Here is a 14,630-nt window from a genome sequence, read left to right as displayed (position 1 = left end):
TATCGGCGGAACCGAAACGTTGATAACATTGGTCACATGGTTACGCGACGCGATAGCACCGACAGCCCTCGTGACCGGATCGTCGAGGCTGCCGTCGAGCTCCTGGAGAAAGGCGGCCCAGAAGCGGTGAGCACCCGCGCGGTCGCCGCGGCGGCCGGAATGCAGCCGCCGGCGATCTACCGCCTCTTCGGCGACAAGGAGGGGCTTCTCGAGGCCGTCGCCCAGCACGGCTACGCAGAGTTCCTGGAGAACAAGCGCGCGCAGCTCGACCCCGACCCGCAGGACGCGGTGGAGGAACTTCGCCGCGGCTGGGACACGGTGGTGGAGTTCGGGGTCTCCCGCCCCGAGCTGTTCGCGGTAATGAACAGGGCCACCGGCCGGAGCGCGGACCTGGCGCACCGCGCAGGCCTGGAGATCCTCCACGGCAGGGTGCGCCGACTGGCGGCCGGGGGGTGGCTACGCGTCGACGAGGAGCTGGCCGCCCAGATCATCCAGGCCACCGGCCGAGGCGCAGTCACCACCTGGCACTCCACACCGCCCGAACGCCGCAACCCGGCGCTGCTGACCGCCCTCCGCGAGGCCATGGTCACCGCCATCACCCGCGCCGAACCGGCGGTCCCTCGCGCGGAGACAGGCCCTGCCGCGGCAGCCCGCGCACTGCACGCCGCTCTCCCCCACGACGTCGACGTCCTGAGCGACGCCGAGCAACACCTGCTGCGCGAGTGGCTCACCCGCCTGACAGCGGACGGTGGCACGCCGTAGGCCTGATCGCGCCTCAGAGGCCCGCACCCGCGACCCCGTGCTCAGTTCGGCGAACCGCGGCCCCGCTCCCTACCGCGGTGCCGGCCGCGAGCGGCTACCACCTCGCCCGATGAAGGGCTTTCGCTCCATGGGCGCAGCGCAGCGGTTTCTGTCTGCGTTCAGCGGTATCTCGCTCCACTTCCTGCCCCGCCGTCGTCGGATCCCCGCATCCGACTATCGAACCGAGATGACCGTCCGCTTCGCCTGACGACGACCTGCGGGCTCCAAAGCCCTCGATCGACACGAGGCCCGCACCCGCGACCGGGCCCGGGAGGGGTCCACCCCCCTCCGCCGCCGCTGTCCCGCCCCGCGGCCCGGTTTCGGCGGCCGGACAGTGAGGGAAGGCCTGGATCCGCCGCTACCGGGGCAGTCGGGAAAGCGGACACCATCGAGCGGGCGTGCCGCCCGCCAGGCAAGGAGATCAGCGTATGGCAGGACCGGAACGAACTCACACCCCCGGCGCCCAGGCCGGGGCGGCGCCTGCCGGTCCGGCCACCCAGGCGCTGGAAGCCATCGGCACCGGCGCCTACGTCGTCAATGAACAGGGCCACATCATCGCCGCCAACTCCCACACCGCCCACCTCCTGCAGCGCACGGCCGCAGAACTTCTCGGTCACGACGCCCACGACCTGCTGCACCGCGACGCCCACGGCCAGCCCCTGCCGCAAACGCAATGCCGCATGCGCCAGCCCTTCCACACCAGACGCACCGCCCAGGGCGAAGAGGACTACTTCGCCCGCGGTGACGGCTCCGTGCTGCCCGTCTCCTGGCTGATCACCCCCTTCGGCCCCGCAGAACACGAACACGGCACCCTCGTCCTCTTCCACGCCCGCTCCGAGGACGACCTCAGCGCGCGCCCCCAGCCGGCCACCACCCTGCTGCCCGAACTCGAACGGCTCGCCCTGCTGGCCGCCACCACCACTCAGCTCACCTCCACCCTCGACGTCGAAGAAGCCCTGCGCCGACTCGTGAGCCTGGTAGTACCGCGGCTCGCGGACTGGGTCATCATCGACCTGATCACCGAACGCGACGAAGTGTGGCGCACCGTCGTCGTCGAAGCAGACGCGGACGCGGACGCGGACACCCAGATACGCCACGAAGAGCTCCAGGGGCCCATGCCGCCCATCCCGGAAGAGTCCCCGATGCCCTTGTCCAGAGCCCTGCGCGGAGTCGCATCCACCCTCGCCGGCCCGCAGACCTACCAAGGGCCCCCGGACTCCGGCATCGCCGTCGAACAGCGCCGTCTGTTCGACGCCACCGCCATCCATTCCGCCGCCATCGCTCCCATCCGCAGCACCCGCGCCGTTCTCGGAGCCCTCACCCTGGGCCGCGCCAAACAGCCAGGTGACTTCCACGCGGCCGACCTCCCCCTGATCGAAGACATCGCCCGCCGCGCCGGCCTCGCACTGGACAACGCACGCCTCTACCAGCGCCAGCGCAAAGTCGCCGAAACCATGCAGAACCACCTGCTGCCCCAGATGCCGCGCGTACCCGGACTGCAGATGACCGTCCGTTACCTCCCCGCACCCGACGCCTCACAAGTCGGCGGCGACTGGTACGACGCCTTCTCCCTCTCCGACGGCGCCACCGCCCTGGCCATCGGCGACGTCGTCGGCCACGATCTCGAAGCCGCAGCCGGCATGGCCCAGGTGCGCAACATGCTCCGCGCCTACGCCTGGGCCCTGCACGAGCCCCCCAGCCGCATCGTCCAACGTCTCGACGAAGCCCTCAACCACATCACCGACGTCACCATGGCCACCGTGATCCTCGCCCGTCTCGAACAAACCCATACGGGCCAATGGCACCTGACCTGGACCAATGCCGGCCACCCGCCGCCCCTGCTCATCACCCACGACGGCTTGGCCCACTACCTCAACGACGGCCACAACATCCTCCTGGGCACCTCGTCCCACACACCCCGTACCGACGCGACCACCCAACTGCCCCCCGGGTCCACCCTCCTGCTCTACACCGACGGCCTCATCGAAGAAAGCGGCCACACCCTCGACGAAGGCCTCAACCGACTACGGCAACACGCCGCCGCCCTCGCCCACCGCCCCCTGACCTCCTTCACCGACCACCTCCTCCAGCGCGTCCGCCCCACCGCCAACGACGACGACGTCGCCCTCCTCGCCCTCCGCACCCCCACCCGGACACCCACACGCCCAGTCGGTGAGTGAGCCCGCCGGTGCCCATGCCGATCAGCGCCGCCGAGCCGAACCTGATGGTTCCCGAAGTACGACGCCACGCTCGTCGGCCGAGCCGGCAGAGGGTCCCGGTCGTCAGGTGACGGCGCGGACATCGCGCCTGGCCGCGGTCGCGACGTGAACCCCGGTGATCTTCACGATCTCGTGCCAGAACGGTTTGGCCGTCAGATAGGCACCCAGCGTGGACAGCGCGCCCAGGGAGACATCGACGCTGAGGCGTCCCCGCTCGCCCCAGTAGACATCCCGCAGATCGAGCAGCAGCGCGAACTCGTCGCAGATGAGTGCGGTGCCGCAGCCGTAGGCGGTGGCCACCACGGGATGCCCGATGGCCCGCTCGTCACCGCGGACAGCGATCAGCCCTACGCCGGCGAGTGCGGCGATGCCGAGGTTGTAGTGATGCAGGTGCTCCCGTCCGACGGAAATGTTCCCCCAGGGCAGCCATCCTCCGCGGATGCCGTGGGTGATGACCCTGACCGTGCCGAACGTGACTCCGAACGACACCCAGGTCATCAACAGGGATCGCTGCATCGGGGTCAGATGCGTCTGTGCCGTCTGGCGCCACCGCCGCACGAGCTGCCTCCCGCCACCGTCGCGGCGGGTTGCCGTACTCGACTTCATCACTGGCACGACGCGGGGGCTTGGCGGAGCCTCGGGTTCTCAGGGATGCCTGATCTCCATGTCCGGGCAACAGCGCGTCGACGTCGATCACGATGCGCGGTGTACTGCCACGCTCGGGGCTGGGTCCGCCCTCGGGTAAAGATCAGCAGGATCCCGGCGAAGGACACCCAGTGCGATCGTTCCATGGGCGGCGCGGTCCCGTCCCACGTCGGAGTGTGTCGCTGCATGGAATCCATTCAGGGGCGACAACCGGGCGGACCGCAAACAATGCTGACCCGTTGGTGTCAGGGGCCGCGGAGCGCCGGACGGCATCGCGGCGCGGGCCGGCCAATCACGGTATGGGCCGACTCCGGGGAGCCGGAAGTTCGGCAGGAGCAGGTCCTGGCTCAGTCCGTCCGTTGGTCGCAATGATCCTCCTTCGTACGAGGATCGACGCGGTCGCGGTGGACCTCCGTCGGTCGGCCATGATGTTCAGCCCTCGCACCCCGTGATGTCGTCATCGCAGTCCTCTGCATCCTCGGCGCCGACGGTGTTGAGTCGCCACATGACAAGACCGTCGGTGTCGCGGTTCGGTGGTGTGATGCGAGCGGTGACTGGGGCGCCGACCGGAATGTTGAACTGATCGGCTTCGCGGTCGCCGCACTCCACCTCCCATTCGTTCGCGGCCTCGCCCCGTATGAGCGTCAGTGTGAGCGTGTGCGGCGCGGGGGTCTGGCAGGTGATGTCGAAGACATAGGCCCGATCTCCCTGCGTCGTAAAAGTCTTGTTCAAGCCCTGTGCCAGAGTTGCCGTGCCCGAGTCTTCGCGGGAGGCGCTTTCGGGTTCGACTGCGCTCAAGGCACGCGTTGCGCGGTCCGTTGCCTCCTCTCGGTCTTCCTTGCCCTCCCAGGCAGGGGCCTGTGATGCGGGCCGAGCCCTTCCGTCCCCGGGTTCCTGCTCTTGCTTCTGCTCCGTGCAGGCTCCGGTCAGAGCCGCGAGAGAGAGGAGAAGGGTGAGGAATAGGGGGTGGTGTGCGCGCATGGGGCTCCAGTCAAGTGTGCCGTGGGGGCGCCGACTCCGGAGAAGGGGTGCCCCTGTGCCGGGGTCTTGGGGAATACCGCTGCGGTACGGTTCGGGGCCACAGACCCGGACGCATGGACCGTCCGAACGTACAGTCGCGTCGTGGAACCCTTCAACGCGATCTCTGGTCCCGTCGCAGTCGGCCTGGCCCGAATCGATTCTCGCCTCAGGTGAATTCACCCCACGGGCCGTCAGGTTTACGTATCCGGTCGCATTCAGGCGACCGGATACGGGCCTCTTACGGGAGGCAGCGTGTGAGCCATACCAGTTCGCCACGGTCGTCCGCCGAGACATGGTCGCGCTCGAACCCGAGCTTTTCGAGGACTCGAAACGAAGGCGCGTTCCAGGGACGCACCGTCGACCAGAGCCGCTTCCGCCCGGCGATGATCGCGGCGTCGGGCACGGCGGAGGCCGCCTCAGTCGCATAGCCCTGTCCGTGCACTCACCGGAACAACTCGTATGCGATCTCCGGCTCGTCGACGGACGCCCGGCCGACGGTGAGCCCGCAATACCCGATGAAATCGCCTTCATCGCGGCGGACGACGGCCAGCAGAGCAATCCCGGTTTGTGCCGATGCGGCACGCTGATCATCGATCATCCGCTGGTTGTGCACGATCGATGGCATGCCGTCACCCCGTTCCGCGACGAGCGTGCGATGGGCGTCGACGTCGGACTCCGTCCACGGCCTCAGCGTCGGTCGAGCGGTCTCGAGCTGCGGCGGTATCGGCGGATACGGCATGCCAACACTCTATAGACGCTCTGCACGCTCACTCGCGGGACATGAGACTGTTCCCGCCTCAACGGAGCGACATACAGGCCGAGTTCAGCTGACGCATCGGCCCCAGGCCCGTGAGCCGACCTTCCGGAAACGATCACCTCGCGCGTCCCGGCTCCCCTCGTGCACCGCTCAGCGAGCCAACTTCCGCCGAGCCGTGAACCAGTTGCACAAGGTCGTTAGTGTGATCACGTGACAGCATTCAGCATCCTTGATGACAGCACGGCATGGCACACGGACTTCGAGCGGAGGTTACGGGCCTCGTACACGGCGGCCGGCCTCGGCAGCAGCGCGGTGGAGCGCAAGCTCGAGGATGTACGCGGCAACCTCGGTGACTGGACCGTCGCCGGGATCACGGACAACGGGACCCAAGTGGGATACGTAGCCGTGGCCGTGACTGACGACAACGGCACGCTCGCGGGCCGTATCGGAGACCTCCGCGTCGATGCGCCCCACGCCGGCCAGGGGCACGAACAGGCCGCCCGGCACTGGGCCGAGGAATGGTGCGCGGAGCGCGGCGCACAGCGACTGGACATAAGCCTCACCACGCCCGCCGACGAGTTGTTCGGCGGCTACCACGTCCGCGGCCAGCTCAGGATGCGGCGCGTCGGTTCCCCGCCGGAACCCGTCGAAGGCGTCACCGCACGGCCGATGACGCAGGCCGAATACCCCGAGTGGCTCGCCGACGAAAAGCTCGCCTACGTCGGCGACATCGTCCGGGCGGGAGCCCTGAGCCCCGAGGAGGCCGTACGCAAGTCCGACCGCGACTTCGCGCATCTGATTCCCGAGGGCCTGGCAACGCCCGACAACACGTTCCTGGTACTCGAGGCGGCGGGCGAGCGGATCGGCACCGGCTGGGTGAAGCACGGGTACCTTCCGGGAGTCACCTACGGCTACTCCTTGTACATCCAGGAGAAGCACCGAGGCAAAGGCTACGGGCGGGCCGCGATGGCGGCCGGCGAACAGGCTACGCTCGCAGCCGGCGACTCGGCGCTGATGTTCACCGTGTGGGGCGGCAACGAGGTGGCAATGAACCTGTACACGAGCGCCGGTTACCGAGTCCTGGAGGAAAGCCGTTCGATCGGCCTTCCCCACTCCGCGACCTGATGCGACTCGCACGGCACGGAGAAACCGCCGATCCGCTACCTGACTGACTTTGACAGAGCAGCCGCCGGCGACCGTCTCCACCACTTTCGCCACGCTGACATGGACAGACCATCCGGTAGTCGCCGCACTGCGCCGGCCGCGACCGGCGAATTGGCCGTGGGCGCCCTGTCGCCCTTCGGTTCGGCGAGTCCGGCCCGAGCAGCGTCGAAGGACGCGGCAGCTGCCCCGTACACGAACCCGGTGATCTGGCGGGACTTCGCGGACATCGACATCATCCGGGTCGGCGCCAGGTACTACTGTTCCGCGTCGACGACGCACTACTCGCCGGGCGCTCCCAGCGTCCGCCGGCGTCGAACCCGGGGGTTGGGTTTGCTGGTCGCCGGTGTCCTGCTGGCCACCGCGACGCCACCACCACTCAGGTGGCTTCCGCCGGGCCCGTCGCGGCCGCGGGTACCCTCGGCGCCCAAGCGGCCCAGTCTGGGCGCCACTTCGGGACCGCGGTGGGCGCCGGAAAGCTCGGCGACGGGACGTACACCGTGTCCGTGTGGGACAGGTGCGGAGAGTGCCCCGAGGCGACACGTGCGCTGTGGGCGGCACGCGCGGCCCACCACTGTTCCTGCACGGCGGGCGGAAGCGCCGGATCCTCGGTGGCCACGACGTAGGTCAGCGGAACCCGGGGCGCAGCGGCGCCCAGCTTCTCGGTGAAGGCGCGCACGCTGTGCCAGTTCACGGTGTGCATCGCCCCGTGCACCAGCACGACGGTCGGGTTCACGGGAGCATCCTCGGGTGCGGCCCGTACGCCGCGACGCGTGTGCGCAGCGGCGTACGGGGTGGGTGGTGCGGGAGATCAGCCGGTCATCGCTTCGCGGACGAGTGCGGTGTCGACGAACTGTTCGAAGCGGACGATGAGTCCGCCGCGTACGACGAAGTGGTGGGCGACGCGGACGTCGATCGGTTTCTGCGTGGCTTTGTTCGTCGCGGTGTAGCGGGCGAGGACGACGACGTTCTCGCCGTCGACGACGTAGGTGTCGTCGTGGGCGGTCCAGTCGTCCCAGTCCTTGCCGAGCTGCTCCATCACGCTGCTCGTGACGCCGTCGGGGGTGCGGTAGGTGCCGGCGAGGGGGAAGCCGGCCATCTCGGTCCACTCCACGTCGGGGGCGAGGGTGGCCCGGATGGCTTCGAGGTCACCTGCCGCGGAGGCCAGGTACTGGCGGCGTACGACGTCGGCGGGAGCGGTGGAGGTCGCCAGCTCGCTCATGTCAGCCCCACTTCATTTCGCCCTTGGCGACCTTCGCGCCGATCTGCGCGGCGATCAGCATGCCGTTGTCGGGGTAGCGCTTGACCAGCGCCTCGGTCAGCGTCGCGCCGTCGGCGGCGGTGCCGAGCTCCTCCTCGAAGGCGAGGAGGTAGTCGCGGGTGGCGGTGATGGCGGAGGTGTCGGCCGCCGTGCCGGGCAGGCGGTGGCCGGGGACGGCCAACTCAGGCTGCAGCGCGGCCATTTCGTCCAGGAGGTCGATCCAGGCGGCGCGGTCGGCGGGGGTGGGGGTGTCGGCGACCCAGACGTGCTCCTGCTGGAAGAGCAGGACGCCGCCGAGCAGGGCGCGGTGCTCGGCCTGCCACAGGTAGTGGCGGTCGGGCAGGGCTGCCGGGCCGCCCCTGAGCTCGAAGGTGTGGCCTTCCAGGGCGATGCCGCCGGCCAGGGGGGTGAGGTCGACCAGGCGGGTGGGCAGGTTCGGGCCGAGGGCCGCCCACGCCTTGAGCTTGCCCTCGTAGGAGTGCTGGATGTGCTCGATGACGATCGGGGTCGCGACGAATGTCGCGTCGGGGAAGGCGTCGGCGATTACTTCGGCGCCGAAGTAGAAGTCGGGGTCGGCGTGGCTGACGAAGACGGTGGTGAGCTTCTTGCCGGAGTCGAGGACCTCGGCGGCGAGGCGGTGGCCGTCGGCGCGGGTGAAGGCGGCGTCGACCAGCAGGGCCTCGTTCTCCCCGGTGACGAGGGTGGCGGTCTTGTTCTTGCTGCCGGCCGGGAAGTCGAGGTCGATGACCTTGAAGTCGAGCGTGCTCATGATGGTTCCTCGGGGGTTGGTCGGGGACGGTCGGGAATCAGGAGGAGCGGGTGGCGGCGAACGCCGCGAGACGCCGCTCCACGTCGTCGGTGGTGGCCTGGCCGCGCGCCAGCACGGTGATGTCCCTGCCCGCGGCGGCGAGGAGGGTGGGGAAGGCGTTGACACCGAGCTCGACGGCGCGCGCGAAGTCGGCCTCGGCTGCGGCCCGCGTCTCGGGGGCTTCGAGAGCGGCGGCGACGTCGTCCGCGTCCAGAGCGGTCCGCTCGGCGACCTTCCGGTAGATCGCGGGATCGGAGAGGCTGAGGCCGTCGACGTAGAAGGCGTGCTGCAGCGCCGTAGCCAGTTCCGCCGCCCTCGCGGGGGCGGCCTGGCGCAGGGCGGCGAGCCCCCGTGCAGCGGCTTGCGAGTCCATCACGAACGAACCGTCGGCGATGAGCCGGTCGTACGCCTCACCGAACTCGGCTCCGGTCAGCTCGGCGATCTTGGCGTTGGCGCCCTGGACATATCCGAACTCGCGGATCGGCACCCGGCGCGATCCGGTGAACAGGCCTCCGGAGACCACTTCCACGTCGACCTCCGGATGCAGCGAGATCACCTCGCGGATCGTCGGGGAGAAGCCGTGCGACCAACCGCAGTAGGCGTCGAAGACGTAGATCAGCTTCATCGGGGACCTCGGCAGAGAGGTGTGGTGCCCGCTGGTGCGAGCGGTTCACCGGACCAACAGTACCTGACTCGTCAGATATTCCCCTGACCGGAGACACCGACCGTCGCGTGCGCGCCTCCGGCCACCTTCGGGCATCCGCCGCGGCCGGATCGAGGACGGCCGCGCCGTCCCCGCCTCGCCGCCGTGGTGGCTTCGGGGATGCGGGACGACCGCCGGGACCTTCGTCACGATCCTGCGCCGCGGCTCATGAACTCCGCCAGGAGCCTTGGGTCAAATGGTCACCAAACCCGCAACCGTCCGGACGCACGTCGAGAGGTTCACCTCGTCGACACCGGACGGCCAGCCACCCCCGACTCCCCGGCCCGGACCGCGCGGTCAAATTTCGATCTCTCCTGACCGAGCCGGCGACAGGAGAGGGTTACCAGCGGTAAGTTCCCGCTGCCCCACCCCACTTCACAGGAGTTCCGCTTCATGCGCCGTCTTCTCACCTGCCTCACGGCCGCGGCCATCACCTGCGGCGGGTTCGTCGCTACCGCGTCCCCCGCCGCTGCCGCGGACCCGGCCTCCGGGTCCTTCAGCACCCTCACCTACAACGTCGCGGGCCTGCCGGAGAGCCTCTCCAGCGCGTCCACGCCCCGCGACACCAGCACCACGGCCATCGGCCAGCGCATCGCGCCGTACGACATCGTGCACGTCGAGGAGGACTTCAACTACCACTCCTACCTCTACGCCGCTGACACCGCGCACGCCTACCGCACCCCCACCAGCGGCGGCGCCGGCATCGGCAGCGGGCTCAACACGCTCGCGAAACTCCCGTACGACACCGACGACTTCGAGCGGGTGCACTGGAACTCCTGCCAGATCGACTCCGGCGACTGCCTGACCCCCAAAGGCTTCTCCTTCATGCGTGAGCGGCTGGCGGAAGGCGTCTACGTCGACTTCTACAACCTGCACACCAACGCGGGCACCAACGACGGCGACCTGGCCTCACGCGCCGACAACCTCAGTCAGCTGACGGCCTTCATCAGCGCCCACTCGGCCGGCAACGCCGTCGTCGTCATGGGTGACACCAACACCCGCTACACCCGCACCGGTGACACCATCGCCGAGTTCGCCGCCGCCAACGGCCTGACCGACGCCTGGGTGAAGCTCATCCGCGGCGGCACCCCGCCCGTCAAGGGCAGCGACGCCCTCGTCTGCGACCAGACCGGCCCCACCGTGCCCAACACCTGCGAGGTCGTCGACAAGGTCCTCTACCGCGGCAGCAAACTCGTGTCGCTCAACGCCACGTCCTACAGCAACGAGCACGCCAAGTTCCTCACCGATGCCGGTCTCATGCTGTCCGACCACGACCCGATCGCGGTCGGCTTCTCCTGGACGCGCAATGCGGACTTCCAGCTCAGCGACCAGTACGGCGGACCGCACGGTGACTACTACACCGACATCGACGCCGTACCGGCGGGCGCCCGCCCGGTCAGCCTCTCGCTGCGCAGCGGCTCCCGCGTCGACAGCGTCGGCCTGACCCTCGGCGACGGCAAGGTCCTCACCCACGGCGGCACCGGCGGCACGGCGTCCTCCCTGACACTGGGCAGCGGGGAGTACGTCACCTCCGCCCAGCTGTGCCAAGGCGCGAAGGACGGCCACACCCGGATCTTCTACGCCAAGTTCACCACGAACCTCGGCAGGAGCCTGTCCGGCGGAACCACCACGTCCGACTGCGTGACGCGCACCGCGCCGTCGGGCTGGCAGCTCGCCGGGTTCCACGGACGCGCCGCCGACGAGATCGACAAGGTCGGCTTCATCTACACGAAGCGCTGACCCGCTCCCCGCACGGGACAAGCGGCGGCGGTCTCCGGGCCGCCGCCGCTCGGCGCATCACCGCCGGCTCTGGTGCGCCTGACGGAAGACACCGGGGGTGACGCCGGTGTGGCGGGTGAGGAACTTGCCGAAGTCGGTGGGTTCGGGGCAGCCGAGGCGACGGGCGACGGTCGCCACCGGTTCGTCGATGTGGGCGAGCAGTCGTCGGGTGCCCGCGCCTCACCATCCATGCGAACGCCGGGCGGCCAGCTCGACAGGCTCGCGCGACGGTGGGCCAACGGGGCACGATCCGCTCCATGACCAGCAGGAAGGGCCCAGAGGCCAACGCCCTGGTAGGCGGTCTGTCGAAGGCGGGCTCGGACAGGAACTGCGCCACCAGGCCGGGCTGGACAGGGCGGAACTCCAGTTGCCGTTGTGCTGCGGTCAGCGGGCCCGGGCGAGCTGCTCGACCCGGTCGTGCAGGTACTCGACGTGGTGCTCGGACTCCGGCTTCATCAGCACGCTCCGCAGGATGCGGGCGCCGTCGGCGTCTGCGGTGACCCCGGGGTGCCGTGCGGTGAACGCCTCCCGGCCGGCTTTGAGCGTGCTCAGGAAGACTGGGTCGGGGCCTGTCATGCCGTCGGCGAGGATGCGGGCGGATGCCGTGTCGATGCCGGTCAGGGTGGCCGGTCCGACGGCGGGAAAGTAACCGACGATGTCCAGCTCGGGCTGTTGGTAGAGCTCCAGGTGCTCTGATCCGTCGATGAGTTGTGCCCATCTCAGCGCTGCCCGCCGACCGGCCGCCAGAACATGACCGAGGCCGTCGGGGGTCGGCGGGAGGAGCTGGAAGGTGAGCCACAGGGCGGCGGCGGAGGCGCCGGCTCGAGAGCATTCCAGGCTGATCTCGCCCAGGTGGAGTTCGGCGGAGGTGAAGTAGGTGTAGGGCGAGTCGTGGAGGTAGAAGCGGCCGACCTCGGGGTCGCGGAAGAGGACGGCGCCGCAGCCGTAGGGCTGGAGTCCGTGTTTGTGCGGGTCGACCACGATCGAGTCGCACCGTGCGACGGCCCGCCACGGCTCGGCCGAGAGCCCTTCAGGACCGTCGGCCCCTGCCAGGAGGGTGAAGAACCCGCCGTACGCGGCGTCGACGTGGACGCGGACACCGTGGCGCTCGGCGATCGGCAGGGCCAGGTGGACAGGGTCGACGGCGCCCAGTCCGGTGGTGCCGGTGGTGAGGACGACGGTGCCGACCTCCCCGGTGCGCAAGAGGTCCTCCAGGGCGTCGAGGTCCATGCGGCCCCGGTTGTCGGTGGACACGGGGTGGCCCTTCACGCCGAGGACGTGACACATGCGGCCGTGCGTGTAGTGGGCATCCTCGCTGTAGGCGATCCCCCGACCGGGATGGAGTTCGCGGGCCACGAACAGGGCTTCGAGGTTCGCGATCGTGCCACTGGTCGTGAGGTGGCCCAGGTGCGTGTCATAGCCGAACATCGCGGCCAGCTGCCCGACGGCCTCACGTTCCATCGCCGCGGTGGCGGGTCCGCCGTCCAGGGCGTGGTTGTTCGGGTTGATCAGCATCGCCGTGAGGTAACCGACCACGGCCGCGGGGTGCGGGGGCTTGAGCATCTGACCCGCGTAGTGGGGGTGGAAGAACGGATAGTTGTCCTTCAGTCGCCCTGCGAACAGCTCGAAGGTGTCGGCGAAGCGATCGTCGTCCACGCGAAGAGACGGATGGGGCCGGTAGGGGCCGAAGGTGCCGGCCCAGTCCTGTACCGCATGAGTGGCTCGACCGAGCCAGTGCTGCAGATCCACTGATCTCCCTCTCGCTGGTGGGTGCGCACACTCTAGGATTTCATTGAGCAGTCAGCAATTGACTGATCAGCGATTGAGACGGCAGCAGGTGCGCGGGCAGTAAACTCACGGCGATGAACGAGACCCCCGAGCCCGACGCCGACGCCGACGCCGAGCCCGCCGCCGAGGCCGCCGCTCGTGCCGCGAACAGTCGACTCGTCCGGGACTTCGGCCTGCTGATCAAGTCCGCGACCCGTCTGGAACAGCGGATCGACACCGCCCTCCGGCGGGACTGCGGGATCAGCCACACCATGCTGGAAGTGCTCATCCGGCTCTGCCGCGGACCCGGAGAGGAGATCTCACAGCGCCAGCTGGCCGACGACCTCACCCTGACCAGCAGCGGCACGACCCGGTTGATCGACCGGATGGAAGAGGCCGGCCTGGTCCGCCGCGTGCCCTCTCCCGAGGACCGGCGGGTGGCCCTGGTGGAACCGACCACCGAGGGCCGTGGGACATTCCTGCGCGCCGCGGCCGTCCATGCCCGCCTGGTGGAGCAGTTCTTCGTCGGACCGTTGGCCGCCGACGACTACGTTCGACTGACTCACGCCCTGAGCGAGATCGACAAGACGCTGCGCGAAGCCACTGGCTGAGCTGACAGGGCGCGGCACTCTGCCGGCGACTCGGCGACTCATTGCCGGTTTCGACGTTGCGTCCGCCGCGTCACCTGCGGAATCGAGCTCGTCGCCACCTGCCCGTTGCGCACCGCCCTCAGGTCGACGCGGCCCGAGTCATTCCCCGGGCACAGGCTTCGACAACTCCGCATTGAACTGTGCGCCGACCAGAAGGGACAGGTTGGACAGCCACAGCCACACCAGGAAGACCACGACGCCTGCCAGTGACCCGTACAGACGGTCATAGGTGCTGACATGGGAGGTGTAGGCGGCGAATCCGAGCGAGACGATCAGCAGCAGCACCACCGCCAGTGCGCCGCCGGCCGCCATCCTTCCCACGGGACGGGAGGACGCCGGCCCCGACCGGTACAGGACGAGCACCAGGGCGACGGCGACCGCGGCCACGACCGGCCACCGCAGTGTGTCCCAGGTGTCCTGCGGCCCGGTACCAAGATCCAGGGCCTGCCCCAGACGCCGGGCCAGACTGCCGCTGACCAACAACGCGAGGGTCGACGTGAGAAGCAGCGAGATCAGGACGAGAGCGGTGGCGATGATGCGCGGAGCCGTACGCCAGACCGGCCGGTCCGCGCTGATCCGGTGCATGGCGTACAACGCCCGGCGGAAGACGCTCAGATAGCTGCACCCCGACCACAGGGCGCCCGTCCCCCCGACGAAGATCAGTGTCCATGCCGCTGACGACTGTGCGGACATCTGCCGAAGGGTGCTGCGCAGCAGAGCGCGGGACGCGGCCGGGGCGGCCTGCGCCATGCGGTCGATGACCTCCGGCTTGGCCGTGGGCATGGTCAGACCCAGGATCGAGAGGATCACCAGCAGCAACGGGAACAGGGCCAGGACCGCGTAGTAGGTCAGCGCAGCGGCCCAGTCCGTGACGTCGTCGTTCCAGACGGCCACCGGCGTCCGGCGCAGCGCCGCCCACCAGCGAGCCGTCTGACCGTCTGCATCATCCATGACGCGGATGCTCTCACTCTCCGTCCTCGGACCACCTTCGGCACCATGGTGCGACAGCACCCGGCGCGTGTGTCCCGCTTACCCCCCACGCGGCTGCGTAGACCAGCG

At 69.3% G+C, this 14,630-nt stretch carries 12 protein-coding genes and 4 pseudogenes; 7 read left to right on the top strand and 9 right to left on the bottom strand.

Annotation, left to right across the window (positions count from 1 at the left end; all coding sequences use genetic code 11):
- Nucleotides 1-36 precede the first annotated feature (36 nt).
- The 3 genes and pseudogenes from ACFWBB_RS23455 to ACFWBB_RS23445 all read left to right on the top strand — a co-directional run bounded on the left by ACFWBB_RS23455 (nt 37) and on the right by ACFWBB_RS23445 (nt 2,981).
- Nucleotides 37-762, top strand: coding sequence for a TetR/AcrR family transcriptional regulator (locus ACFWBB_RS23455; RefSeq protein WP_385275724.1), 726 nt, complete (start codon nt 37-39; stop codon nt 760-762).
- 103 nt (nt 763-865) lie between these two features.
- A pseudogene (locus ACFWBB_RS23450) lies at nt 866-1,009 on the top strand (IS6 family transposase); the annotation flags it as partial.
- 220 nt (nt 1,010-1,229) lie between these two features.
- The gene (locus tag ACFWBB_RS23445) at nt 1,230-2,981 is read left to right on the top strand and encodes a SpoIIE family protein phosphatase (RefSeq protein WP_385275721.1); all 1,752 of its coding nucleotides are present in this window, start codon (nt 1,230-1,232) and stop codon (nt 2,979-2,981) included.
- A gap of 102 nt (nt 2,982-3,083) precedes the next feature.
- On the opposite strand, the gene ACFWBB_RS23440 is transcribed toward ACFWBB_RS23445, so the two are convergent.
- The 3 genes and pseudogenes from ACFWBB_RS23440 to ACFWBB_RS23430 all read right to left on the bottom strand — a co-directional run bounded on the left by ACFWBB_RS23440 (nt 3,084) and on the right by ACFWBB_RS23430 (nt 5,424).
- A complete protein-coding gene (locus ACFWBB_RS23440) occupies nt 3,084-3,536 on the bottom strand; it encodes a hypothetical protein (protein WP_385275718.1) in 453 nt (150 codons plus the stop codon).
- 561 nt (nt 3,537-4,097) lie between these two features.
- Nucleotides 4,098-4,463, bottom strand: coding sequence for a hypothetical protein (locus tag ACFWBB_RS23435; RefSeq protein WP_385275715.1), 366 nt, complete (start codon nt 4,461-4,463; stop codon nt 4,098-4,100).
- 460 nt (nt 4,464-4,923) lie between these two features.
- Nucleotides 4,924-5,424: pseudogene (locus tag ACFWBB_RS23430) on the bottom strand (GNAT family N-acetyltransferase).
- A 228-nt stretch (nt 5,425-5,652) separates the two neighbouring features.
- Here ACFWBB_RS23430 and ACFWBB_RS23425 point away from each other — a divergent pair.
- Together ACFWBB_RS23425 and ACFWBB_RS23420 are read left to right on the top strand one after the other, a co-directional pair.
- Nucleotides 5,653-6,567 carry a GNAT family N-acetyltransferase gene (locus tag ACFWBB_RS23425; protein ID WP_385275712.1) on the top strand — a complete coding sequence of 305 codons (915 nt, stop codon included), beginning with the start codon at nt 5,653-5,655 and terminating at the stop codon, nt 6,565-6,567.
- A gap of 387 nt (nt 6,568-6,954) precedes the next feature.
- Nucleotides 6,955-7,103: pseudogene (locus ACFWBB_RS23420) on the top strand (glycosyl hydrolase); the annotation flags it as partial.
- 311 nt (nt 7,104-7,414) lie between these two features.
- Here the strand turns inward: ACFWBB_RS23420 and ACFWBB_RS23415 are convergent.
- From ACFWBB_RS23415 to ACFWBB_RS23405, 3 genes are read right to left on the bottom strand one after another with little or no spacing between them, the layout of a single operon-like run.
- A complete protein-coding gene (locus ACFWBB_RS23415; protein WP_385275709.1) occupies nt 7,415-7,825 on the bottom strand; it encodes a nuclear transport factor 2 family protein in 411 nt (136 codons plus the stop codon).
- 1 nt (nt 7,826) lies between these two features.
- Nucleotides 7,827-8,633 carry an MBL fold metallo-hydrolase gene (locus ACFWBB_RS23410; RefSeq protein ID WP_385275706.1) on the bottom strand — a complete coding sequence of 269 codons (807 nt, stop codon included), beginning with the start codon at nt 8,631-8,633 and terminating at the stop codon, nt 7,827-7,829.
- 37 nt (nt 8,634-8,670) lie between these two features.
- Nucleotides 8,671-9,297, bottom strand: a complete 627-nt coding sequence (locus tag ACFWBB_RS23405; protein ID WP_385275703.1) for a DsbA family protein — start codon at nt 9,295-9,297, stop codon at nt 8,671-8,673.
- Nucleotides 9,298-9,768: 471 nt separating this feature from the next.
- Between ACFWBB_RS23405 and ACFWBB_RS23400 the strand changes: the two genes are divergently transcribed.
- On the top strand, nt 9,769-11,115 hold the full coding sequence (locus ACFWBB_RS23400; protein WP_385275700.1) for a jacalin-like lectin: 1,347 nt from the start codon (nt 9,769-9,771) through the stop codon (nt 11,113-11,115).
- Between the two features lie 57 nt (nt 11,116-11,172).
- Here the strand turns inward: ACFWBB_RS23400 and ACFWBB_RS23395 are convergent.
- Nucleotides 11,173-11,322 (bottom strand): annotated as a pseudogene (locus tag ACFWBB_RS23395) (AraC family transcriptional regulator); the annotation flags it as partial.
- A 216-nt stretch (nt 11,323-11,538) separates the two neighbouring features.
- On the bottom strand, nt 11,539-12,903 hold the full coding sequence (locus tag ACFWBB_RS23390) for a pyridoxal phosphate-dependent decarboxylase family protein (RefSeq protein ID WP_385275697.1): 1,365 nt from the start codon (nt 12,901-12,903) through the stop codon (nt 11,539-11,541).
- A gap of 113 nt (nt 12,904-13,016) precedes the next feature.
- Here ACFWBB_RS23390 and ACFWBB_RS23385 point away from each other — a divergent pair, with 113 nt between their 5' ends.
- The gene (locus ACFWBB_RS23385; RefSeq protein ID WP_385275694.1) at nt 13,017-13,532 is read left to right on the top strand and encodes a MarR family winged helix-turn-helix transcriptional regulator; all 516 of its coding nucleotides are present in this window, start codon (nt 13,017-13,019) and stop codon (nt 13,530-13,532) included.
- 138 nt (nt 13,533-13,670) lie between these two features.
- Here ACFWBB_RS23385 and ACFWBB_RS23380 read toward each other — a convergent pair whose 3' ends face one another.
- Nucleotides 13,671-14,522 carry a YihY/virulence factor BrkB family protein gene (locus ACFWBB_RS23380; RefSeq protein WP_385275691.1) on the bottom strand — a complete coding sequence of 284 codons (852 nt, stop codon included), beginning with the start codon at nt 14,520-14,522 and terminating at the stop codon, nt 13,671-13,673.
- Between the last annotated feature and the right edge of the window lie 108 nt (nt 14,523-14,630).

The sequence above is a fragment of the Streptomyces sp. NPDC060000 genome, from assembly GCF_042737375.1.
Lineage (GTDB): Bacteria > Actinomycetota > Actinomycetes > Streptomycetales > Streptomycetaceae > Streptomyces.
Note: the sequence above shows the minus strand (reverse complement) of the source record. Positions and strands in the feature narration are given on the sequence as shown.